At 45.2% G+C, this 20,299-nt stretch carries 23 protein-coding genes and 1 riboswitch; of the genes, 12 read left to right on the top strand and 11 right to left on the bottom strand.

Annotated elements, in window-relative coordinates:
* Positions 1 to 104: 104 nt before the first annotated feature.
* The 7 genes from pqqA to pqqC all read left to right on the top strand — a co-directional run bounded on the left by pqqA (position 105) and on the right by pqqC (position 4,299).
* Positions 105 to 179 (top strand): pyrroloquinoline quinone precursor peptide PqqA, encoded by a 75-nt coding sequence (gene pqqA, locus ABL924_RS09435; RefSeq protein WP_349026858.1) that lies wholly within the window; start codon positions 105 to 107, stop codon positions 177 to 179.
* Between the two features lie 109 nt (positions 180 to 288).
* A complete protein-coding gene (gene pqqB, locus ABL924_RS09430) occupies positions 289 to 1,200 on the top strand; it encodes a pyrroloquinoline quinone biosynthesis protein PqqB (RefSeq protein ID WP_349026840.1) in 912 nt (303 codons plus the stop codon).
* 11 nt (positions 1,201 to 1,211) lie between these two features.
* Entirely contained in the window at positions 1,212 to 1,784 is a 573-nt protein-coding gene (locus ABL924_RS09425; RefSeq protein WP_349026839.1) for a Uma2 family endonuclease, read from the top strand.
* A gap of 154 nt (positions 1,785 to 1,938) precedes the next feature.
* Positions 1,939 to 2,742: a hypothetical protein gene (locus tag ABL924_RS09420; RefSeq protein WP_349026838.1), complete on the top strand. Its 804-nt coding sequence runs from the start codon at positions 1,939 to 1,941 to the stop codon at positions 2,740 to 2,742.
* A gap of 120 nt (positions 2,743 to 2,862) precedes the next feature.
* Entirely contained in the window at positions 2,863 to 3,090 is a 228-nt protein-coding gene (locus ABL924_RS09415) for a hypothetical protein (RefSeq protein ID WP_349026837.1), read from the top strand.
* A complete protein-coding gene (locus ABL924_RS09410) occupies positions 3,080 to 3,478 on the top strand; it encodes a PIN domain-containing protein (RefSeq protein ID WP_349026836.1) in 399 nt (132 codons plus the stop codon). Before ABL924_RS09415 ends, ABL924_RS09410 begins: the two co-directional genes overlap by 11 nt.
* A gap of 89 nt (positions 3,479 to 3,567) precedes the next feature.
* The gene (gene pqqC / locus ABL924_RS09405) at positions 3,568 to 4,299 is read left to right on the top strand and encodes a pyrroloquinoline-quinone synthase PqqC (protein WP_349026835.1); all 732 of its coding nucleotides are present in this window, start codon (positions 3,568 to 3,570) and stop codon (positions 4,297 to 4,299) included.
* Between the two features lie 80 nt (positions 4,300 to 4,379).
* Here the strand turns inward: pqqC and ABL924_RS09400 are convergent, their stop codons facing one another.
* The 9 genes from ABL924_RS09400 to amoA form a co-directional block, all read right to left on the bottom strand.
* Complete coding sequence (locus ABL924_RS09400; protein ID WP_349026834.1) at positions 4,380 to 5,297, bottom strand: ABC transporter ATP-binding protein; 918 nt, start codon at positions 5,295 to 5,297, stop codon at positions 4,380 to 4,382.
* Positions 5,294 to 6,115 carry an ABC transporter permease subunit gene (locus tag ABL924_RS09395; protein WP_349026833.1) on the bottom strand — a complete coding sequence of 274 codons (822 nt, stop codon included), beginning with the start codon at positions 6,113 to 6,115 and terminating at the stop codon, positions 5,294 to 5,296. Before ABL924_RS09395 ends, ABL924_RS09400 begins: the two co-directional genes overlap by 4 nt.
* Positions 6,116 to 6,252: 137 nt before the next feature.
* On the bottom strand, positions 6,253 to 6,393 hold the full coding sequence (locus tag ABL924_RS09390) for a hypothetical protein (protein ID WP_349026832.1): 141 nt from the start codon (positions 6,391 to 6,393) through the stop codon (positions 6,253 to 6,255).
* A gap of 383 nt (positions 6,394 to 6,776) precedes the next feature.
* Positions 6,777 to 7,073, bottom strand: coding sequence for a DUF1840 domain-containing protein (locus ABL924_RS09385; RefSeq protein ID WP_349026831.1), 297 nt, complete (start codon positions 7,071 to 7,073; stop codon positions 6,777 to 6,779).
* A gap of 875 nt (positions 7,074 to 7,948) precedes the next feature.
* On the bottom strand, positions 7,949 to 8,680 hold the full coding sequence (locus tag ABL924_RS09380; protein WP_349026830.1) for a glutathione S-transferase family protein: 732 nt from the start codon (positions 8,678 to 8,680) through the stop codon (positions 7,949 to 7,951).
* Positions 8,681 to 8,875: 195 nt separating this feature from the next.
* Positions 8,876 to 9,559, bottom strand: coding sequence for a GNAT family N-acetyltransferase (locus ABL924_RS09375; RefSeq protein WP_349026829.1), 684 nt, complete (start codon positions 9,557 to 9,559; stop codon positions 8,876 to 8,878).
* A 92-nt stretch (positions 9,560 to 9,651) separates the two neighbouring features.
* Positions 9,652 to 10,425 (bottom strand): bacterial ammonia monooxygenase, subunit AmoC, encoded by a 774-nt coding sequence (gene amoC, locus ABL924_RS09370; RefSeq protein ID WP_349026828.1) that lies wholly within the window; start codon positions 10,423 to 10,425, stop codon positions 9,652 to 9,654.
* Positions 10,426 to 10,450: 25 nt separating this feature from the next.
* The gene (gene amoB / locus ABL924_RS09365; protein ID WP_349026827.1) at positions 10,451 to 11,845 is read right to left on the bottom strand and encodes a bacterial ammonia monooxygenase, subunit AmoB; all 1,395 of its coding nucleotides are present in this window, start codon (positions 11,843 to 11,845) and stop codon (positions 10,451 to 10,453) included.
* 14 nt (positions 11,846 to 11,859) lie between these two features.
* Positions 11,860 to 12,612, bottom strand: coding sequence for a bacterial ammonia monooxygenase, subunit AmoA (gene amoA / locus ABL924_RS09360; protein WP_349026826.1), 753 nt, complete (start codon positions 12,610 to 12,612; stop codon positions 11,860 to 11,862).
* 267 nt (positions 12,613 to 12,879) lie between these two features.
* Here amoA and ABL924_RS09355 point away from each other — a divergent pair, with 267 nt between their 5' ends.
* A complete protein-coding gene (locus ABL924_RS09355; protein WP_349026825.1) occupies positions 12,880 to 13,803 on the top strand; it encodes a LysR family transcriptional regulator in 924 nt (307 codons plus the stop codon).
* A 6-nt stretch (positions 13,804 to 13,809) separates the two neighbouring features.
* Here the strand turns inward: ABL924_RS09355 and ABL924_RS09350 are convergent, their stop codons facing one another.
* The gene (locus ABL924_RS09350; RefSeq protein WP_349026824.1) at positions 13,810 to 14,901 is read right to left on the bottom strand and encodes an L-dopachrome tautomerase-related protein; all 1,092 of its coding nucleotides are present in this window, start codon (positions 14,899 to 14,901) and stop codon (positions 13,810 to 13,812) included.
* A 62-nt stretch (positions 14,902 to 14,963) separates the two neighbouring features.
* Here ABL924_RS09350 and ABL924_RS09345 point away from each other — a divergent pair, with 62 nt between their 5' ends.
* Complete coding sequence (locus ABL924_RS09345; protein WP_349026823.1) at positions 14,964 to 15,116, top strand: hypothetical protein; 153 nt, start codon at positions 14,964 to 14,966, stop codon at positions 15,114 to 15,116.
* A gap of 536 nt (positions 15,117 to 15,652) precedes the next feature.
* On the opposite strand, the gene ABL924_RS09340 is transcribed toward ABL924_RS09345, so the two are convergent.
* On the bottom strand, positions 15,653 to 17,347 hold the full coding sequence (locus tag ABL924_RS09340; RefSeq protein WP_349026822.1) for an SbmA/BacA-like family transporter: 1,695 nt from the start codon (positions 17,345 to 17,347) through the stop codon (positions 15,653 to 15,655).
* A 439-nt stretch (positions 17,348 to 17,786) separates the two neighbouring features.
* Between ABL924_RS09340 and ABL924_RS09335 the strand changes: the two genes are divergently transcribed.
* The 3 genes from ABL924_RS09335 to ABL924_RS09325 form a co-directional block, all read left to right on the top strand.
* Positions 17,787 to 18,098 carry a hypothetical protein gene (locus ABL924_RS09335; RefSeq protein ID WP_349026821.1) on the top strand — a complete coding sequence of 104 codons (312 nt, stop codon included), beginning with the start codon at positions 17,787 to 17,789 and terminating at the stop codon, positions 18,096 to 18,098.
* Between the two features lie 837 nt (positions 18,099 to 18,935).
* Positions 18,936 to 19,024, top strand: a riboswitch (cyclic di-GMP riboswitch).
* A 34-nt stretch (positions 19,025 to 19,058) separates the two neighbouring features.
* A complete protein-coding gene (locus ABL924_RS09330) occupies positions 19,059 to 19,700 on the top strand; it encodes a hypothetical protein (RefSeq protein ID WP_349026820.1) in 642 nt (213 codons plus the stop codon).
* Positions 19,701 to 19,838: 138 nt separating this feature from the next.
* Positions 19,839 to 20,299: CCXG family PEP-CTERM protein (locus ABL924_RS09325; protein ID WP_349026819.1), on the top strand; the 461-nt coding region annotated here is incomplete at its 3' end.

The following is a 20,299-nucleotide window of genomic DNA, read 5'->3' as shown; positions in this document are numbered from 1 at the left end:
TCTCAACTCCGTAGTTGCGAAAAACAATCGTTCGTCGTATACTTCGGGCAGCTTTATTGATCAAGCTAGCTTAATTAAAAATTTAAAACTTCTGGAGGTTTGCAATGAAATGGGAAACACCAAGCTACACTGACTTGCGTTTCGGTTTTGAAGTCACCATGTACATCATGAACCGTTAAAAACAATTAGTACAGATTAAGAGGGGTTCTTTGTGAACCCCTTTTTTTTGCCTGTATGTAGCTAATAACCTATCATTCGCACTGTTTTATTGAAAATAATCGTAACGAAATGAAAATCAGAATCCTAGGCTCAGGCGCAGGCGGTGGCTTTCCGCAGTGGAACTGCAACTGTAACAACTGCAAACGCATTCGTGCTGGCGAAATGAACGGCAAGCCGCGTACCCAATCCTCGATTGCTGTAAGCAGCGACAATGAAAATTGGTTATTAATCAACGCCTCACCCGACATCCGTGCGCAACTGGAAGCCTTCCCCGCCATCCAACCCAAGCATGGCCTGCGCGATACCGGCATCAAGGCCATCTTGCTGATGGACAGCCAGATCGACCACACCACGGGCTTGCTCATGCTGCGCGAAGGCAAACCGCTGGACATTTACTGCTCCGAGATGGTCAAGCAGGACTTGACCACGGGCTTTCCCGTGTTCAACATGCTCTCGCACTATTGCACCGTCAACCACCACCCCATCCCCATCGACGGCAGCGGCTTCACCATTCCCGCCATCGCCGACCTGCGCTTTTACACCCGCGCACTTAAGAGCAAAGCCCCGCCCTACTCCCCGCACCGTCACGACCCGCATGAAGGCGACAACATCGGCGTGGTTATCGAGCAAATTTCCACTGGAAAAAAGCTGTTTTATTCGCCCGGATTGGGTGAAATCGAAGGCCACGTTATGACCGCCATGCAATCTGCTGATTGTTTATTGCTGGACGGCACGTTCTGGACAGAGGATGAAATGATCGAACAAGGGCTGGGCAAGAAAAAAGCGGCAGAAATGGGGCATTTACCGCAATCGGGCGCTGGCGGCATGATAGAAATCCTCAATAACATGCCGAATGCGCGTAAGATATTGATCCACATCAACAACAGCAACCCGATTTTGGATGAAGATTCCGAGCCGCACCAAATTCTGGCAGAAAATGGAATTGAAATCGCTTATGATGGCATAGAAATTAATTTGTAGGAGCCACCAATATGTCCGCAAACCCGCAAAAAAAGCATTTAACCGAACAAGATTATTTAACGCTGGAAGCCCTAAGCGAATTCAAAAACGAATACGTGGATGGTGATTGCTATGCCATGTCCGGCGCGAATGAAAGACATAACCGTATTACTGGCAATATTTTCTTCCAGTTACGCTCCGCTGCACGAGGTAACTCAAATGGCTGCGCCGTTTTTGCCAGCGACATGAAATGCCGCCTCGACCAAGGCCGATTCTATTACTACCCCGATGTCATGCTGGTGTGCGAAAAAGCCGACAACGCCGATTTCTACAAGGAACAACCCTGTTTAATCGCCGAAGTGCAATCGCCCAGCACCGAACGCGTTGACCGTCACGAAAAATGGCGGGCTTATTCCCAACTGCCCAGCCTAAGCTATTACTTACTCGCTGATTCTCAGCAAAAGAAAGTCGATTATTTTCAGCGCGATGCGGCAGGTGCTTGGCAGTCTGGCATTTTGTCACCAGGACAGAGCTTTGAAATAAGCTGCGGCGATTACCGTGCCGCTTTAAGCTTTGAAGATATATATGAAGATGTGGTGTTTTAATAAACAAAATTTATGTAGGTTGGGGTTCGTTCCTCACCCCCAACCTACAGTGCTATGAAATTATTTTTAACAGCATATTTAGGCATTTTTTTGATGCAAAGTTTTGCGTCATTAGGATGCCTTATTGTACTTAGCCGTCTCCAGGAGCCCTCTCGTGACCATTCAGACCCTAAGAGTTGAGACTTCTCAGAGAGACTTGCTCCGACTGCCGTTGGCTGGCGATTGGAACGCCCGGGATATGGCCAATCTAATGGAGGCCATGGAGCAATTCTATATCTTCTTCTTGTTAGCAGACTGGCAACAGCACGCTTATGACGGACCAATACTACCCACGGCAAACTCGGTTCAACATAATTTTGCTCATATCTCATCCGCCAATATTGAGGATGTCGCATCGTATATTGAACGGGTTACTAACTTACATGAAGGATCAGATGAGCTCGTCGAAGCACTTCGCTCAGCAACGTTCACCGAACGTTGCTCAAGGATGAAAGAATTAAGTTTTGCCCTGAGCGATTTGTACGAATTCCGCAACACCAATCTACGACAGGACATAAAGAGGTTATCATTGCGGAACCTTGGAACCATGCCGCCACTCCGTGTACTCAAAGTGAGATATGCTTCTCCAGGTTTCGCCGATTTCTCTGGTATTGGGCTAGCGATTGGCCACCTGAAAGATTTGGTAATTGAACTATTCACGCTTCCCTCCAAGATTAAAGCTCAGAAACTTGAGCTCGAAAAAACAGGTATTGAGATCCAATCTTCTAGGCTTGAGCTTGAGCGAAAACAACTCGCAATTCTACGAGAGCGTTTAGATTTTCTGCGTAGTCTAAACTATTCCCAAGAGCAGCTTCTGGGGCTTGAAGAACTAACTACCGTTCAAGTGGGTCGTCTTCTTACCTTGATTCAGAAAGATTTGATAACAAGTCCCAGCGCCACTTCCGATGAAGACAGCTAATCCATTGCTCAACCATCCATGGTATAAATATTGACATGGTAGAACCCGTAGGGCGGGTCGGGACCCGCCCTACGTAATGTGTTAAATTAGGCGGCAATTCTTTATAAACTCGAAACGGTAATGCCCATGAATACAGCAGAATTAATCTATCAAGAAACGCAAGTCCTTCCTGAAAACTTGCGCGTGGAAGTACTGGATTTTATTGGCTATCTAAAAACACGCTACGCGATTGAAAATTATCAAGTTGATACCCAACAAAAAATAGCCGAATTGGACAGTGTGTTTGCACCTTTCCGCAGGAACTTTAAAGGTTTTAAATTTAATCGCGACGAAGCGAATGAACGCTAGTTTTCTCGATACCAATATGGTTGTTTATTGTTTTAGCGATGATGATGATAAGCGGCTTAAAGCTTTGGCAATTCTTGCAACAAAGCCAGTAATCTCTGCCCAAGTTTTAAATGAATGCGCTAATGTATTGAAGCGTAAGTTGAATTTTAAGCTTGAAGAAATTATTGTAGTTATCGAGCGGCTCATACAAGAATGTCACGTTGTTCCTCTGACTGCTGAAACAACACTGCTTGCGCTATCTATCGTTGAACGGTATGGCTTTTCGATTTATGACAGTTTAATTATCGCCGCTGCATTATCAGCAAACTGTACGACACTTTTTTCAGAAGATATGCAGCATCAGCAAGTCATTGACGGTAAGCTGACGATTATCAACCCATTCAAATAAGCAATCTAACAAACCGTAAATGCTGTTAATCAATAAAGCCATAGATAAAGGTTGTGATGCCTGATATTTATTTAAAAAGATAACATTTTATGAACAAAATCGAACAACAACCTTGGACTCGCACCGAATTCGAAGCCCAATTGCGCGGCATGGAAAAGTATTACCACATCCATCATCCTTATCATGTATTGATGAATGAGGGAAAGTTAACCAAGGCGCAAATCCAGGGCTGGGTGGCTAACCGTTATTATTACCAAGTCAGCATTCCGCGCAAGGATGCCAACATCCTCGCCAATTGCCCTGATCGCGCCACCCGCCAGCAATGGCTGCAACGCATTATCGACCACGACGGCCAACCGGGCGAATCCGGTGGGATTGAGGCCTGGATTCAATTAGGCATCGCAGTCGGCTTAAGCCGTGAAGAAATCACCTCCGAGCAGCATGTATTGCCGGGAGTTCGTTTTGCCGTCGATGCGTATGTCAACTTCGCCCGCCAAGCCGAATGGCACGAAGCCGCCAGCTCGTCATTAACCGAACTGTTTGCCCCGAAAATCCACCAGCAACGCCTAAACAACTGGCCCGAGCATTACCCCTGGATTGATAAGGAAGGCTACGCCTACTTTCGCAAACGTCTGACCGAAGCCCGCCGGGATGTCGAACATGGCTTGGAAATCACCCTCGATTGGTACAAGACCCGCGAACAACAAGAGCGGATGTTGCAAATCTTAAAGTTTAAGCTGAATGTACTTTGGACAATGGCGGATGCCATGTATATGGCTTATATTAACGGGATGCCGCCGTATTTTAATGTGAATGATTAGTAAAGTAGCCCGTATGAAGTAAAGCGGAATACGGGGGAGTAGGTATCACGAAATCTCGGATTCCGCAAGCTCCATCCATGCTACTTGCTAAAAAACAATTTTTCTTCCAACGTCTTACCGTGGCTTAACTGCCGATATTGCCAGTGATTCGTGCTAATGCACTGCATTACTTGTAGATCCATGCTGGGTTGCAAGTCAGGGTTATAAGCAACAATAAATTCATTTTTTTGCGGATTAGTGACCTGTAGGACTCCTTCTAAAGCTTGGAGTTTAGCAATCAATTCCAGTGCCGGGCAGGTTTCCATTTGTAAGGTAATAAAACGGGTTTCGGTTTGTTGTTCGTTTCGGCTAATGGTTTCCGGTAACAAAACGCCTTTTTCCAGCAACAACACTTTTTGACACAACCGATCAAGTTCAGCTAAATCATGGGAGCTAATAATAAACGTCGTCATCGACGATTGTTCTGCAATGATTGTCCGTACAGTTCTGACATTTACCGGATCAAGCCCTGCGGTGGGTTCATCCAGTAAGATTAATGCTGGTGTGCCGATCAAAGCTTGGGCAATTGCCACCCGTTTTGCCATGCCATGGCTGAGGGCGTTCGGTTTTTCTTGGGCGACTTCTGTTAGGCTGACGGCCTCTAAAACCCTGCTGGCTTCTAAAGTTGCCTGCGGTTTAGTTAAATCCTGTAAAAGGGCATAAAAAACCAGTTGCTCGGCAATGGTAAAGCTTGGATCCAGCCTTGCGTCCTGTGGTAGTGCCGATATTTTACCAATAAGTTCCGCCGCACCTGGACGATAACCGAACAATTTGACGCTACCAGAAGTGGGTCGCAAAAAACCAGATAGGATGTTGAGCAAGGTGGTTTTCCCTGCTCCATTAGGGCCGACCAAGCCAATAGGCTCACCAGCATCAAGGTCAAAATTGACATCGGAGAGTGCGACTGTATCCGAGTAAATGTGGTTAAGCCGTTGACATTGAATAATTGGTGTATTCACAATGCCTGCCTCGCCATGATCCAGCGCCCCAAGGCTAATAAAACAAGGCTTTGCAGTAGGGGAATATAGGCCAATTGCAGCGTTTGCCATTCTGACAGTTGCGCTAAGGCAGATAATTGATAGCCGGGTATCAAAAATTTAAAAAAATCTAACGCGGGTAAGTAGTGGGCAAAACCGCTGATTATGCCAGCCAGGAATGTCCATATCAGGATGGCCCAGAGGGTTGCTTGCTTTGCAGACAAAAGCTTGGCGGATAAAGCCGCCATCATGGCGGTAAAGGGCAGCACGGCTAAGGTTACATTAACGATAATGACAAACAGATTTGGTAAGGCTGAAGAAAACAGCGTGGCATCGCGATACAACACCAGAAGTAGGGTGCTGAATGCAGTTGCAGCAATTAGAATTGCCTGAATAGCCAAAACACCAATAAACCGACCAAAAAATAGACTGTCACGACTGCTACGCAATACTATAAAACGTAAGGTGCCGCGTTTACGATCCGAACTGGTTTGATCCGCTGCAATCGTAATGCTCAACATTGGGAAGATAAGCAGTGCAAACTGCCAAAATACGCCGAATTCAGGAATGGGCCAAAGCTGCAATGACCCAAAACCGATGAAATCTAAAAAGCTGGAGTTGTGATTTAAGCCCTTTTCCTGCACCAACAGATCCGCTGCAAACCGCAGCGGATAAAGTAGGATAAAATACCAAACGACCGCAAAAGTCACTACAGACAGCAAACCTTTACGCGTCGCAAAACCCCGTTTGAGTTCAAACTGACTGATAAGCAAGAGTTGCTTGAAAAAATTAGGGTGCATTGCTTTAGCTTGTCTGAAATAGAGAGCCTACCTTAACACCAAAGCCGCAAGAAATACTCTGATCCGCTGTTTTTTGTTACATAAGTAACAGCTATTCTTGAGCAATATGATGATACGTAACATAGATGCTCCATAATTTACCTGAGCTGAAAATCGTGGAAACGTAGCGTGAGCGGAGTGAAGATTTTTAGTCCCCAGAAGCGATAGGGCTGGGCGATTCCACGCAGCGCGGTTTGCGGAGTGGAATTGCAAAGCATTCCGACATCGCGTCGAGTCATTGCGCAACCAGTTTTATGCCCCTTGTTGGGCATAAAACGCGTGTAGCAGGACGGCTGGGGCAGCCGCAGGCATTGGCTGCCGCGTAGTTTTTGCTGATTTTTCGAGCAGGAGCCCGGAAAAATCTTTCGCAAAAATAGCGGCACTATCAATTAGTAAGATGCTTCAGCCAAACGCTGGGTAGCCCTTTCTCCCTTCGGGATGCCTACAAGGATGTAGGTAGTAGGGCAACGCAGGACGACAAACTGCTCCTGCGTTTGCTGCATTCAGTACGTCCTGTACTTCAGCAGTTGCCGAGAAGGTTGGGATGAGGGGATCTAAAAAGCAAAAAGCCTTATTGACCCCTCACCCTAGCCCTCTCCCGGAGAGAGGGAATCAGTTCTTTTTAGCTCCACATGACGTTAGAGTTTTCCTTTATTGCGGCAGAAAGTAGATTGATTAAAGGTAACGCTCGCTTAGCCATGCTTACCCCTGGTTCATTAGAATCTTTACTTTCATTTGGCGGCGAGGCTTTTTCTACAGCTATAGCTGCTGTTAATCGATTCAAAGCCACAGGAACATCTGCTGCCAGAATAGCACCCGGTATCGTTGCGCTGTGTCCCATCATTTTCAGCATGGCAAGCGCGACATCCCCAAACATGGTGATGTCGGAATAGGTTTGGGTTGTAAATGTCACCAACATACTGATCTCCCCGAATGAATCAATTCCTGAAAACAACTACCCGAATATAACAAGTTTTCGGTATGGTAAAAATCCCGACTGGGCTCACTACGAGTAATCAGGATGAGATATTTTCACCTATCGGGTAATAATAGCATTGTCCCTATTTACTTGTGTGCTTCCGATGCCTTTGTCCGAAAAATTGGTTTTCATGGCTATATACAAGGCACAGGTTAGCTAAATCAACTTGTAGTAATTTCAAAATGTTATCTGAAATCAATTCCGCTCAACCTGCAAATTGTATATAGCTATGTTAGTTTTTTTGCATTAATGATGTATAAGAGTAGGATGCTGGTCAGATTCGATTAACAACATTTTTCAGTTGAAATCTTGTATGTTGATCGGTTATTTCAGGAAGCCCAAGCTTTTCCCTTCCCTGGTTAGTATGGTTAGCGATCAAACATTATCATTTTTTTGCATGTGGGCAATCCCAACTGTTCAGAGGGTAAAAACCTGATGAGCGAAAAGCAAATAGATTGGGTAGAGGTGGATTTACCTGTTGATGCAAAAGCGCAAACCCAAACAAGCATTGCCACAGTGAAACCTGATGCTATTTAGCTTTGCCCTGTATGCGGGTTAAAACGAAATATTGGCAACCATCAGAAGTGTTCAAAAATTACCCAACTGCGTTATCAGAAATAACGGAGATTAATTTAAGGATGTACCGTAATTTCCAATATTTGCCGAAAAACAGCGAGGTCTGCACATCTATCATAATGTTTTATATATCTTAATTATCATTGGCCTTGTATAAACGGGTACACAATTACTCATAAGAATGGTAAATGTTGCAAGCTATTTTACTCACCGCCGTGTTTCGGCGTTGATGTAACTCCTTACGAACCATCCTTTACGGCTACCCAGGGTAACTCAGGGAAATATCCTGTCTGCACCCGTTCGCAATAATCAATTAGATTCTGTTTGGTCAAGGCATGGGTTTTTAGTGGAGACTTGAACGGAGATCCCAGGATATTGACAAGAACGCCATACGCGCTTGCATCCAAGGTGCTTGGTTGCTTACCCATAAAATACGGTTTATTTCCGAGAAATTTAGCAAGGCTATCAATGTCTTCCTTGCCAAGCTCAAATATTTCTTCGTACGTTAAACGCCCTATGCCGTGCCCTTTGATTTGTGACTTAATCTTAACGCGATAAATAGTCGCCGCAAGATCACGGGCAATCGGCGGCAGGCCACCGAAAATTGCCTGTTTAATTATTTGCCAATTTTCTTCCGTATAATTCCAACGCGTAATCATATCGACCCAATAGAGATGTTCTTCCAGAAGTCTCTGGTATGCCGTGGCAATGCTTTTTTGCTCAGGTGAAAGGAATTCTTGGTCAGAATCGCCATAAGTGGCTCTTAGATAATTCAAAATCAAGCGAGAATCAGAAAGTTTGCGTCCATCATCTTCAATATACGGTAATTTTCCTCGCGGCCCCTTAAGCGGCAGGGTTTCGGCAATTTTATGCGGCAGCTTGTTCATACGCAGATAGGTTTCGACTTTGACACAGAACACGCTTAAGTTAGGGATGCCCCAGGTACGGGCGAACTGGTGATGTGTAATCATCTTTTTAATCCAATAGTGAAGTAATAATCAATTAAAAACGGCATTATCCCTCTAAGCATTCGAGATATCATCAGGGTTGAAGTATCGAAATAACGTTCCAGAATAATCAACGATATAGCAGCCTAGGGTTGTGCAAATTTGGTCGTCGGCGCAATTGCCACCAGAATAGTCTAGCAAAGCGTATTCGGAAATCAATTACAGCTTCCTTGAAATTATTCGGAGAATAACCTCGTTATTGTGTCGAAAACCTATTCGCTCATAGATGCGGTGGGTATCGCCGGTATCTCGCACGACATGAAGGAAGGGTATTTCCTTTCGCTGAATCTCACGTCGAATAAGTTTTTCTACCAGCCGACGCGCAAGCCCCTGGCCTTGAAAATCTGGATGGGTGCAAACGCCACTTATCTCTCTGAATACCCCAGCGTACATACGTTCACCCGCCATTGCAATCAAGCGTTCGCCTTGTAAAAACCCAAAGTACTCGCCCAGTTCGACGGTTCTGGAGCCAAATGGCCCTGGGTGGGTGATACGGACTAACTCAAGCATTTGCGATACGTGTTCCGATCCCAGTTGAACTGCATCGAGTGCTTCATCAACTGTAGGCATAGGTGCTTCCCATATCATTTTGTACATCGTTGTCTCGGAATCAATCTGCCAACCGGACGGAACGATTCCTGACCAACCACTACAGTAGAACTGTTCGCCCAGTTCACAGTACGAGTTCAAGGCTGCAAAGTCTGGACGCTCAAGATCTGAGAATGCGATGATTGATGCGAAGCCTGGTGCGTATCGGCGGGCTTCGTTCGCACCAGCAGAAAACTTCCCATGTGGCCCAATCAGGCTGTACCAAGCAATGTTGTCGATAACCTGGTGAGCCATGCCGGATTCCTGAGTTGCTTCTTAGTAGCTAACGTTTCGTATATTTACTCTGCATTAAAACGCAGTCGGAATATAGTTGTCCCGCAAATATATTAGGGCGCATCTTCAATCCCATCCAGCAATTCAATCATACGGGTTGTACCCTGCAATAGAATACCGCCTACCCCCAACGCAAACCACACGCCAATCACAAATCCCCAATGGATAGGCGCGGCGAAAAATTCTTCCCTAAACCAGAAGGTATGTCCCCATTCATTGAAGCCGACACTGACCAGGATCATGAACGGCCCGAATACCGCCAACGTCAATGGCAACGAAATACCTTTGGCATAAAGCGGCAACCGAGTTCTGGCATAGAGCCAAGCACAACCGCCCAGGATGATATACAGCGGAAAATTGAAATAAAACTCGATGATGTGATTGGCCGTGAACGGCGTGTCGCGGATGGCGACCTGATGCCAGGAATTATCCTGTTCCGCGAAATAACTGCCCGCCCAATACACCGCAAAAGTGTAGATACTAATCCACATGGTGAGGGCAAAATAACGGCGGATTTCCTCCTTAGGTTCAAGCGTGTCCAGGTTTTTGTCCCGGGAAAACCATAAATATCCCCATGCCCCGGTTGCGAAGAAAAAAATAACCCCTAATTCTATGTAAAACAGCCGCATCCAGTAGATTTCAAATACCGGTTCCGTGGAATCCAGCCCAGTTGAAACGGCGAATGCACCTTGGTAGATACGTAGCCCCATATAGATGACGGTCAGTATGGCAAAGCCAGACAAATACTTAGGTAAATCCTTCAAATACCAGGGCGGCATTTTCTTATCTTCTACTAATACAGCCGTGTGTTCGCGTGTTGTAGCCATGATGTTGACCTCTTGAGATTGTGAGCTAATTGAATTTGGGGATAACTGCGGCAGTCAGGCTTGAGATATAACGCTCACCTGCGCCGTCGTAGAAAAACAGCAAACCACCAATTCGGCTGTCGGCATCGTTAATCAGGCCGTCCAATCGTTCGGATTCCCATAACGCATCTTTGGCGGCAATCGTCATAGTGCGCTGCTCGCCGGGTTGGATAGGGGCGGCATTGTCCACGCTTAAGCCTTCAGAAGATGCCACACTTTCTGAACTGCCTAGCTCCGGTTTTGGTGCATCTTTATTGAAAAAACGTACATTTCCGGTAGCAAACTCGCCGATTTGAATCGGCTTATCACTGCCATTCTTGATTTTTAGGGTAAACGTCATAGTTCTCTCCGGTACACGGTATTCGGCCTTTACTGTTTCGACATTAACCACTCCGGCATTTACCTGGGCAGGGAGCGGCAGGATTTGATTTAGCGAAGCCTGCAAGGGAATCGCTTTAGGATATTTGCTGGCTGTCATTGAATAAGCTGCAAACACCAGCAAAGGCACACCGATCAGGATAGCTTTGCCGATTTTTCTGTCGAATGGGGTAATCAGCTCATCTTCCAAGCCCGCTTGCAGCATTCGGTAACGGGCAATAAATAAAGGCCGACGTACCCACCAGAGCAGCCAGGTCGTTGCCAGTACAGCCCAGAAACTGTGCCAGAATATGCCGTTGCCTAGGCCATAAGTTTCCATATTGACCATCTCGCCGTTGATGGTTTGGATGTCATTGGTAAAATCCGCTGCATCTCCGGCAATATCCAGCCATACACCAGGCCCCATCACTTGACCCGTATCTTTCAGGTTAAAGAAGGGGTGGATGTGGTAATGACCCGGCAGGCGTCCTTTCAGTACGACCTTGAAGTTGTAATCGCCGCCTGGTTGCAACGCCACCGAATTCATGTAGGGTTTATCGTTCAAATAGCGTTCAGTTCGAATCAGGACTGGGCCAGGTGTGGATATATTCAAAAACGCCGCTTCCGGTTTGGGTACACTGGCAGGCCAATCCTCGGCCACATGAAATTTGCCGCTGACGCTGATTTCTTCATTGACATTGAATTTTTGCTTGGACCATTGCACGTCGTACCACTGGATCGTACGCATTCGGATGAATGGCTCTAAGGCTTTTTCCCCATGTGCCATTACGGGTTGCATTGTAAGCATGTACACCGAGAAGATTAAGCCTAGAAGTATTAAGCACTTTAGGGGGGGCTGGTGATGTCCTTCGACAGGCTCAGGACGAACGGTAGTAATATTATTCCTTCCGTAATAATCCTTTTGACCGTTCTCAGGAGAGCCTAGTTGAATCCGTTCGTGGTGAGCTAGTCGAACCATGGACGGATTCAACTTGTAATGAGATTCCTTTATTAATGTTTTCATAATTCAGCCCTCCTTTAAATGTTGCTAAGGTAGCGTGTTGTTGCAAACCACTTCCCGATATACCACCATAAGGTATACATCAACGTACATAACAGGGCTGAACAGAACGCTGACAATGGCGTTGCAATTTGGCCGTAAGTCCGTAATGTCCCGCGCTCGATAATCCTTAGATATTCTGGCATCCCAGTACGAATGTACTGGAAGCCGAACAAGTCCGCCAAAGTCAATTGACCATTGCCAGCTTCGACAGGCAGATGAAACATGGCGAAGATTGGCCAGTTAGCAGGGTAGAACAGCAGCGCAAACATGGAACCCCCAAATATTGCGGTAATCGTCAGGCTGTTGCTCAACATCAGAATTGCGTCCAGGACTAGCGCACTCGGCAGCATGGTAGAAGGCAGTACCATATTGATGGGAAAATAATTCCAATAGTGATAAGCGAAGATTCGGGCTATCCAGGTGCCTATCGACAAAGCCGCGACACACAAGGTGGCACCCAAGGGTAGGCGGAATTTCCCCCACAAGACGGCTTGCACCGCCGCCGGAAACGTAATGCCCATCAGAGGTGTAACCAACGGCCACCATTGTCTGTCCTTCCAGTCCACCCAGAAATCCCAATCGCCGACCGTAAGGGCAAAATGCAGATGGAAGGAACCAATAAACAAGAATAGTGCCAATACCAAGATAAGGTAATCATAAGCGCGGCTGATACGAGCTTTTTCTCCTGTGTACGGTTTAAACGTTTGAGTTGAAAGATTTGCTGACATATTGTTTCTCCCAAAGATAACATTGGATGAGAGGGTATTCTTATCCAGGAAAAGTGAGTGTCTATGACACGCTTGAGCGATACAATAGGTTGAAACGGAGGCTTTGTTAAATGTATAAGTTTCATGTAGCCATTGACGCAATTCATAGTCAAAGCACCTTAGTGTTTAATGTCATGGCATCGAATCGTTGTCGTCGATACATTAGTGTAAAGCCCTCTCCAGAGGGGAGGGTTGGGTGAGGGCAAATCAACATAGGGAAAAAACCTGATGTCCAATCTAAGAACCTTCGATTTAAACCTACTGGTGGCATTTGACGTGCTGATGCGGGAGTTGAACGTGACCCGTGCGGCGGAACAGATGTTCGTCACCCAATCGGCGATGAGCCACATCCTGCATCGGTTGCGGCAACAACTGGATGATCCATTGCTGGTGAAAACCCCGACTGGCATGAAACCGACGGAACGGGCGCTGGCTTTGATTGCGCCAGTTAGGGCATTGTTGTCCGAGATGGAGCAACTCATTCAGCCGCCTTTGGAATTTGAAGCCAGCACCAGCCAGCGGCGTTTTGTCTTAGCTGCCACCGATTATTTGGAATTTTTGTTAGTACCTGCGTTAACGGGGGCTATCGACCAGATTGCGCCCAGCATTGATCTTCATGTCAAGCGCACAGAAGCTTCATTTCCGGTCACGCAATTGGAAAATGGTAGCCTTGATGTCGTATTGGGTTTCGGATCGGTTTTAAATCCTCCCGCCCATTTGCGTTGCCAAACTTTGTTTGATGATGAAATGGTTTGTGTCGTCAGGCAAAACCATCCCATCATTCGCGCCACGCCCTCACTGGAAGACTACATCGCCGTTCCGCACATGCTGATCTCCTGGAAAGGCACTCCGGCGGGGATCATCGACCAACACTTGCAGGAGATGGGGCTGGAGCGGCGAATCAAGTTAATCGTGCCCAACTTCCTGTCCGCACCGTTGATCGTCGCCCAAACGGACATGATTTTGTCTTTGCCATATAAACTGGCTAAACGGTTTACGAAGTTTGTGCCGCTGGAAATATTTCCCGTGCCTATCCAACTTCCGGCTTATGATTTAGTGATGATCTGGCATCCTTTACACGACAAAGACCCCGCCCATCAGTGGTTACGAGATAAAATCATGGCGATAGGGCAGAATATTGATGGTTTATAAGTTTTGTTAGCGCCCCGCCAACCCCGCAGCCAATGCTTTTACCTGTATTAAATAAAACGGCGGCTTTGCTTTCAACACCCCACCATTCAGCGTAGCTGACTGATGCAGCCGATTGACAACTGCATACAACTGTCCAGCAGTACCAAAACAAAATGAATCCACCCAAGACAGATTGGAGTTCTCCGCTAGTCGCTTATATTTTCTGTCTGCCGAAATAACGCCGATGCCGTTGGCCGCCAATTCGCCCAGATAAATGTTGTTGTCCTTGTCTATGGTAATGCCGTCTGAAATCGGCTTATCGCTGTAGCGTTCAACACGGCTTGCCAAAACCTTGGCATCCAGTTTTTCGTCTATCAGATCGTCCGCTTTTATCCGATAAAGGCTGAGTCCGTGCATCGGGCCGAAGTAAACCCATTCATTATTCAAGTCTTCGGTAATCGGGTTGACCCCGATATGTGGGCGAATCAGTTTCCCAGATTTATCTTTAACCTGAACTGGAATCTTATAAATCACCAGGTCGACATTTTCAGGAACTACACTAGTATGTCCTTCCAGAACACGTCGCACCTTTCCTGTAGCCAGATTGACGACAATTAGCGCAGCATTTGCACCACCTGCCGGATCGCTGATAAAAATATGATTGTGGCGGGTATCGACGGCAAAATCGTTAACAAATTCATCTTTTGGCGCTATCGGGGACGGCAATAAAATTACCTGATGGAGTTTATTGGTCTTGGTATCCCATCCCACCAGCTTTGGCGTTACTCCGCTACGCATCCCGTTATCCAGCATCCAGACGATACCATTGGCAAACCTTATGCCTAGCACAGAATCGAGCTTCAAAGCCGCTTTGGAGTCCACATCCGCTAATTCCTTATTCGGAAACGGCACCAACACCTTATCCCTATACTCAACCACCGTGTATTTCGGTTGGTAAAACTGGTGCATACTCATGATGATGCGTCCGTTATCGGTAACGGTCACATTTCCAGGTCCATTATCGAGATTGGCTACGATGTCGAAGTTTGAACCTGCGTTCGCCGCAATCGCAAAAAAGATCAGAAAACTAAGAACTGTAAATTTAGGTAACGTCTCCATGAATATCTCCAAATAGAAAATGAATCAAACGAAACGTTACGCTATTCCATGAGAACTGTTAAATGATCTTTATTCATGGTGGCATTATGAGTTTTATGAAGCGTTTTATAGAATGCACTGAATGTTTAGTTGAATGTCTGTACCTGGAGCTGCGAATATCGGCAGTTGGTAAGTTTGACGGGCGGGTTATGGTCGATCTCCACTATGTTGGTTGATGTGAGTCACAGTCCGTCATGAAGTAAAGGTGGTAATTTCTGTATATGATTGATTAATAAGCATTAAAATATTTTATAAAAACAGCGATTAAAGCTAAGGCTCGGTAATTGACCGCTGTGTCGGTTATTTACGAATAAGTCTTATATCAAGCTCACTGCGCCATTCGCCGTCGCACCATCAACCAAGATAGCTTAAATTTTGAACTCGTTCATCCAACAAATGCTTACGCAAATGCCGTTCGCTCCCCGCATGATATACAGAATATAAACATTAGCACTTAGATCCGCCCGCTAAAAAATTTGGCAAGGGTTTATGATGATTTCTCGATAAGTCGATTTTATCGAGTGCTAAGTATTCTGCATCGATGAGATATGCCGACGGCTGGCGGCGTTAAGTTGTGCTATTTTATTTTTACGGACTTCTACATACCAGCCATTTGGTCATTTTATTTTTTGTGCTTTACTGAAACAGGGAGTCTGTCTTGAGCATCAATGGTCACTTCTGTCGAATAATAAAAATATTAGCCGAACCAACACTAAATTTTTAGCCTACGTTGATGAAAAGCTTCAGCGGCGGGTTGATGGGTAATCGTCAAAATACCTGAGTTGGGCAATTCTTTACCCAGTAGCGTTAGCATTTTCGTCTCATCACTTGGAGTTAGGGAATCCAAGGCTTCTTGAATAAAAATCCACTGCGGACGATGCAACAAAACCCGAACCACACCCAAGTATTGCTGTTGTTCGTTTGATAGCAGTTGCTCCCAAGAATCGACTCGATTCAGTTGCTTAACCAAATCTTTTTGACCGATCTGTATTAGCAATTTCTCAACAAGTGCTTGCTCGAATAAAACTTTGGATTTTGGGTAACAAATGGCGGCAAATAATGATTCAACCGGAAGGTAAGGTTTGGGTGGCATGAAAAATAGAGTGTCATTCTCTGGTACTTCTATAGTTCCAGTTCCCCATGGCCATAAACCTGCAATAGCCTTAAATAGTTTTGCCCCACTGCTGGTTTTATCAGAAATCAGCACACGTTCACCTGCTTTGATTTCATCATTGATAGTTGATGAAAGGTTGTCGCCTTCCAAGCTGGCTATAGTCACATTTGTTAGCTTTAATACAGAAACATCTGCCTTTTTGACACTAATCTGACGAGAATTAAGCTCGGCAATGTCGAGTTCCAAATGATCTAAGGCACTAACCAGACCCAACACCCGTTCAACTGATGTCCGCCATTTAGCGATGACAGCCATATTATCGACCGGCCAGGACAAAGCGGAAACCATGTGTTGAAAAGCCTGTACGGACTGCATCAGCATTCCCAATGAAATCGCGCCGGCAATATAACGGGGCGAGGCGGCCAAAATCGGCAATGCCATGGAAGTGACCGAGTAACCGGAGGTAAATATCTGGATTTGTTTCCAAGCCGCTGTTTGTTGTGCATAAGTTGCAATAATCGCCTGAAATGCGTCAAGCAGATGTTCCTGCTCCTTGTTCTCGCCACGAATTAACGCGATGGCTTGCGAATTGCTTTGTGTATCAATTAGATAATGTCGAAAGTTAGCCTCTTTGGTTTGCCTCGCATGGGTCGCCATTGTCATCGATTTGCCCATCCACCAGCCTAAAATGGAGGCACAAACCGAGTAACTCAGCGCAATCCATACCAAGTACCCCGTCACGGGAATTAAAATAAAACCGAAATCAAACACCACTTTCCCAGATATGTCCCAAAGTATCTTGGTAAAGCTGCCTAACATCAACAAACTGTAAAACAATGAATGACTTAGGTTAATGGCATCCTCCGTCGCAATACGTATATCCTCTGCAATACGGCCATCGGGATTATCATGGTCATTTTGCGACATTAAGGTAATCTGATAATGGCGACCCTTGTGTAGCCATTTGGCAATGACTTTTTCAGTCAGCCATGTCCGCCAACCGATCAACAGCCGTCGTTTAATGATTAAGTGGGCGGTTGTTATCGTTATACTGCTGGCGAAAATAAGAAGCAACACGCCTATCTGGGCTTTCACCCCCGTCAATGACCGTTGTTCGAGGGCATCAAAAAGATTTGCATTCCACTGGGTAATAAAAACAGCCAGGCCAATTTGCATCAGCGTAAGAGCGATAAGCAAGACCGTCTCTATCCGAATGGTTAACTTGTTTTCAGAATTCCAAAAAGGCCCGGCCAATTTCATAAACTGAATAAAAAAACTTTGTTTGTGTTGCATGGAATAGTACTCCTTAGAAACTAGCATCTTGCCGAACTGGGCAGTTTGATCCTTGCTTACATATTATTTAGCTTACCGATTTTCGATTTGTTTGAACGCAACTCGTTGTCAGCAAATGGGATAGGTAATCATACGAATGTACAAAAAATTTATTCGGTGTATCTTGATAATGAAAGAAAAATTAACTTGGAAAAAATGTTAAATTGGCATTAAAGCTCGATAGTGGTGACTTAGATAACAATTTATTCAACAAGCCAATTATTTATCTTAAATTTATGTATTAATTCACAGAAATCACATTAAATTTAGAGTATAAAGTAAATGACTGCTTTATTAATAGGTAACCAAAGAGGGAATGTTGATTTGTACATGGATGTGTATTTTTTTTAAAGCCACACAGGTTTAAAACGAACTATTGAACATACAGGAAGGTGCAACCATGACTAGTCTTTTTTTTATAAGATTCATCAAAATCTTAATGGTGACCACTCCCTTTTTAACGATGATTTTGATGGTACTCGCCCTATGGGGTGTGGGTGGCAAGGCTACTTATACGGATCTGAAGGCCACGAAGCAACAGATGGAGTTTGCTGCTGGGGAGGGTAAAAACTATTTAGTCAAAGAGACCAAAAGCCATGAGCTGTCTTCCACGGAGTTAGAGAACCCAGAAATTAATGTAGAAGTAGAAAAAAGTGCCACGACTAAAAAGGATTCATTGCCAGAAAAAATAGATTGGGGACTTGTTGTATAGACACGTACATACTTAAGGGAAACTCTAAAAATTCAAAAACTCCTTCTTCCAGAGGGAGAGCGTAGCGAAGGTGATGGGGATTTTTAGAGATACCCTTAAGCAGCCTTCCTATAAAAATACTGCTTAAATTCCAGCTAGTGTTGATAGCCTAGCATTGAGTGTCCTCAGTTTCCATTATAAAAAGCCAGATAATCAATGCCCGTATGCTGGGTATTTTGTAGGTTGTCTGTGAGGCACCAAACCCTACGATTTGGAGCATCAAATGTTGGCTAATACCTCACACGCATATGAACTCCTCTTTTTTACAAGCCTAAATCTATTGTCTTACTGTTCATGGTGGATTTCCCTTCTTCTGCTAAGTGGTGGTTTATACCAATCCCAAAAAGTTGTTATATAAATCCCCTCATCCTAGCCTTCTCCCTTTGGAGAAGGTAACAATGAGAACTTATTGGGATTGGTATTACTCTTTCACTTTGATACATCACGCTGCTGTCGTTGGAAAGGGAAGGGGTCTATACCATTACCTTGCAGCTCCGTTCCAAATATTTATATGGGTCTATTATTTTTGATCAACACTTAAAACCTACGGAGGGCAACATGCCCGTCCGGTGGAATACTTGTTTTTCTGCAACCTTGGTTAAGGTTTCTCCGCATTTTCCCCCAAAACATTGCTGTATTGAGACTTTGGTCACACCGTAAATCAAAGCACTGAGAACCTGTTCACAGAAATTCCCCGTAGGATTCTTATAATTAACTCCAATTGGAGAGTACAGCAGCAAGCTGGATTATCCAATGGCAAAGAGCGTTATTGTGTGCAGGAAAGACACAAACAAGGAGGAAGACAAAGGCCAAACTCATCGTGAGGTGAGGACGGAAAGTGACAGATCTTTTTCAACACGGACGAAGAAGATGGCTGCACTGCAAATCACCCTAACTTAATTTTTTTAAAAGGTATTTAATATGAAAAAACAAATTTGCTCTCTCGTGCTTTGCTCAGCTATGTTGGGCTTTGGTTCTGCTGAAGCTGCCACTGTTGCAGTTTCTGATGCCACAGGCAATGGTTCAATGGCAACCGCATTGAATCTTGATTCAAATTTCGATAAAAACTTCGACGCCAATATTGGCGATCCGTTTACCAATATCTCCACAACTTTTTTTCACGCCTCAGCCAGTGCCACTACCGGCACAAGTGGCCGCGATTGGTACTCATTTACCACCAGCCAAGCAAATCAACAGGCATATTTTGATATAGACAACGGTATGTATGATCTAGATTCCTGGGTGAATTTGTATGATTCAGTCGGTACATTGATTGGCGTTAATGATGACGGCGGTGTTGCCGATGCGGGTTCGGCTCATGGTTTTGACTCATTCCTGAGTGCCGTGCTTACAAACCCTGGCTTATATTTTGTGTCAGTTGCCCAGTATCCTAATCAAGACCTTAGCCCCGGTCAGGATTATACCTTGCATGTTTCGCTTGCGGATCACGTCGGCCCGTCTGCGGTACCAGTTCCAGCGGCGGTGTGGTTGTTCGGTTCAGCTTTCGCTGGCTTGATGAGTTCGCGTCGTAAAAAAATGTCGGTTTCGCCTTTAGCTGCATAACGTTTAATTATCCTTACATTTCCCGGTCTACGTTGGCTGGGAAATGATTAGCAGTATTACCGGATAAAATTAATCCGCGACCCGTCACAAGGTTGTCATAGTGGCTCTGAAAACTTACTTTATTTGAGGAAATTGTTTATGAATCGCAAGTTAAAAGCACTTGTTTTTTTGTTCGCTTTGATGGGTTTTGGTGCTGTTCAAGCAGCTTCCATTACTTATCAAACTCGGGATATTAATGCTGGTGTTAATAATTCAGATTATAAGGCTTCTTGGAATGCCCAAACGTCTGCCACAACCACAGGAGTTATTTCAGGCTTCAATATGATTTGGGGCGGGTACAACACTTTCTCGCACTTGGCCGTTAATTTTTCCAGCGGAGTCAGTCAAATGGCATTCCAACTGGGTACAGATGCCGGTTATGGTGGTGCTTTGTATTTAGATAAGGTATTGGTAGCAAAGAAAACTAGCGACCTTTGGTGGGCTTACGACTTTAATAACACGAGTCAACTGCTTTCTTCCAGTGCCAACGCATTAACATCAGGCAATCACATCCTTGAAGCATTTTGGGCTGAAGGTTGCTGTAATGGTGCTAACGGCGG

The organism is Methyloglobulus sp. (genome assembly GCF_040079455.1).
Classification (GTDB): domain Bacteria; phylum Pseudomonadota; class Gammaproteobacteria; order Methylococcales; family Methylomonadaceae; genus Methyloglobulus.
This window is presented reverse-complemented; position numbering and strand designations above follow the sequence as displayed.

Bases quoted from the DNA above. Each gene is read 5' to 3' on its own strand.
- pqqB (WP_349026840.1), top strand. From the start codon at position 289: ATGAAAATCAGAATCCTAGGCTCAGGCGCAGGCGGTGGCTTTCCGCAG.
- ABL924_RS09425 (WP_349026839.1), top strand. From the start codon at position 1,212: ATGTCCGCAAACCCGCAAAAAAAGCATTTAACCGAACAAGATTATTTA.
- ABL924_RS09415 (WP_349026837.1), top strand. From the start codon at position 2,863: ATGCCCATGAATACAGCAGAATTAATCTATCAAGAAACGCAAGTCCTT.
- ABL924_RS09410 (WP_349026836.1), top strand. From the start codon at position 3,080: ATGAACGCTAGTTTTCTCGATACCAATATGGTTGTTTATTGTTTTAGC.
- pqqC (WP_349026835.1), top strand. From the start codon at position 3,568: ATGAACAAAATCGAACAACAACCTTGGACTCGCACCGAATTCGAAGCC.
- ABL924_RS09395 (WP_349026833.1), bottom strand. From the start codon at position 6,115: ATGCACCCTAATTTTTTCAAGCAACTCTTGCTTATCAGTCAGTTTGAA.
- ABL924_RS09390 (WP_349026832.1), bottom strand. From the start codon at position 6,393: ATGACTCGACGCGATGTCGGAATGCTTTGCAATTCCACTCCGCAAACC.
- ABL924_RS09385 (WP_349026831.1), bottom strand. From the start codon at position 7,073: ATGTTGGTGACATTTACAACCCAAACCTATTCCGACATCACCATGTTT.
- ABL924_RS09380 (WP_349026830.1), bottom strand. From the start codon at position 8,680: ATGATTACACATCACCAGTTCGCCCGTACCTGGGGCATCCCTAACTTA.
- ABL924_RS09375 (WP_349026829.1), bottom strand. From the start codon at position 9,559: ATGGCTCACCAGGTTATCGACAACATTGCTTGGTACAGCCTGATTGGG.
- amoC (WP_349026828.1), bottom strand. From the start codon at position 10,425: ATGGCTACAACACGCGAACACACGGCTGTATTAGTAGAAGATAAGAAA.
- amoB (WP_349026827.1), bottom strand. From the start codon at position 11,845: ATGAAAACATTAATAAAGGAATCTCATTACAAGTTGAATCCGTCCATG.
- amoA (WP_349026826.1), bottom strand. From the start codon at position 12,612: ATGTCAGCAAATCTTTCAACTCAAACGTTTAAACCGTACACAGGAGAA.
- ABL924_RS09355 (WP_349026825.1), top strand. From the start codon at position 12,880: ATGTCCAATCTAAGAACCTTCGATTTAAACCTACTGGTGGCATTTGAC.
- ABL924_RS09350 (WP_349026824.1), bottom strand. From the start codon at position 14,901: ATGGAGACGTTACCTAAATTTACAGTTCTTAGTTTTCTGATCTTTTTT.
- ABL924_RS09345 (WP_349026823.1), top strand. From the start codon at position 14,964: ATGATCTTTATTCATGGTGGCATTATGAGTTTTATGAAGCGTTTTATA.
- ABL924_RS09340 (WP_349026822.1), bottom strand. From the start codon at position 17,347: ATGCAACACAAACAAAGTTTTTTTATTCAGTTTATGAAATTGGCCGGG.
- ABL924_RS09335 (WP_349026821.1), top strand. From the start codon at position 17,787: ATGACTAGTCTTTTTTTTATAAGATTCATCAAAATCTTAATGGTGACC.
- ABL924_RS09330 (WP_349026820.1), top strand. From the start codon at position 19,059: ATGAAAAAACAAATTTGCTCTCTCGTGCTTTGCTCAGCTATGTTGGGC.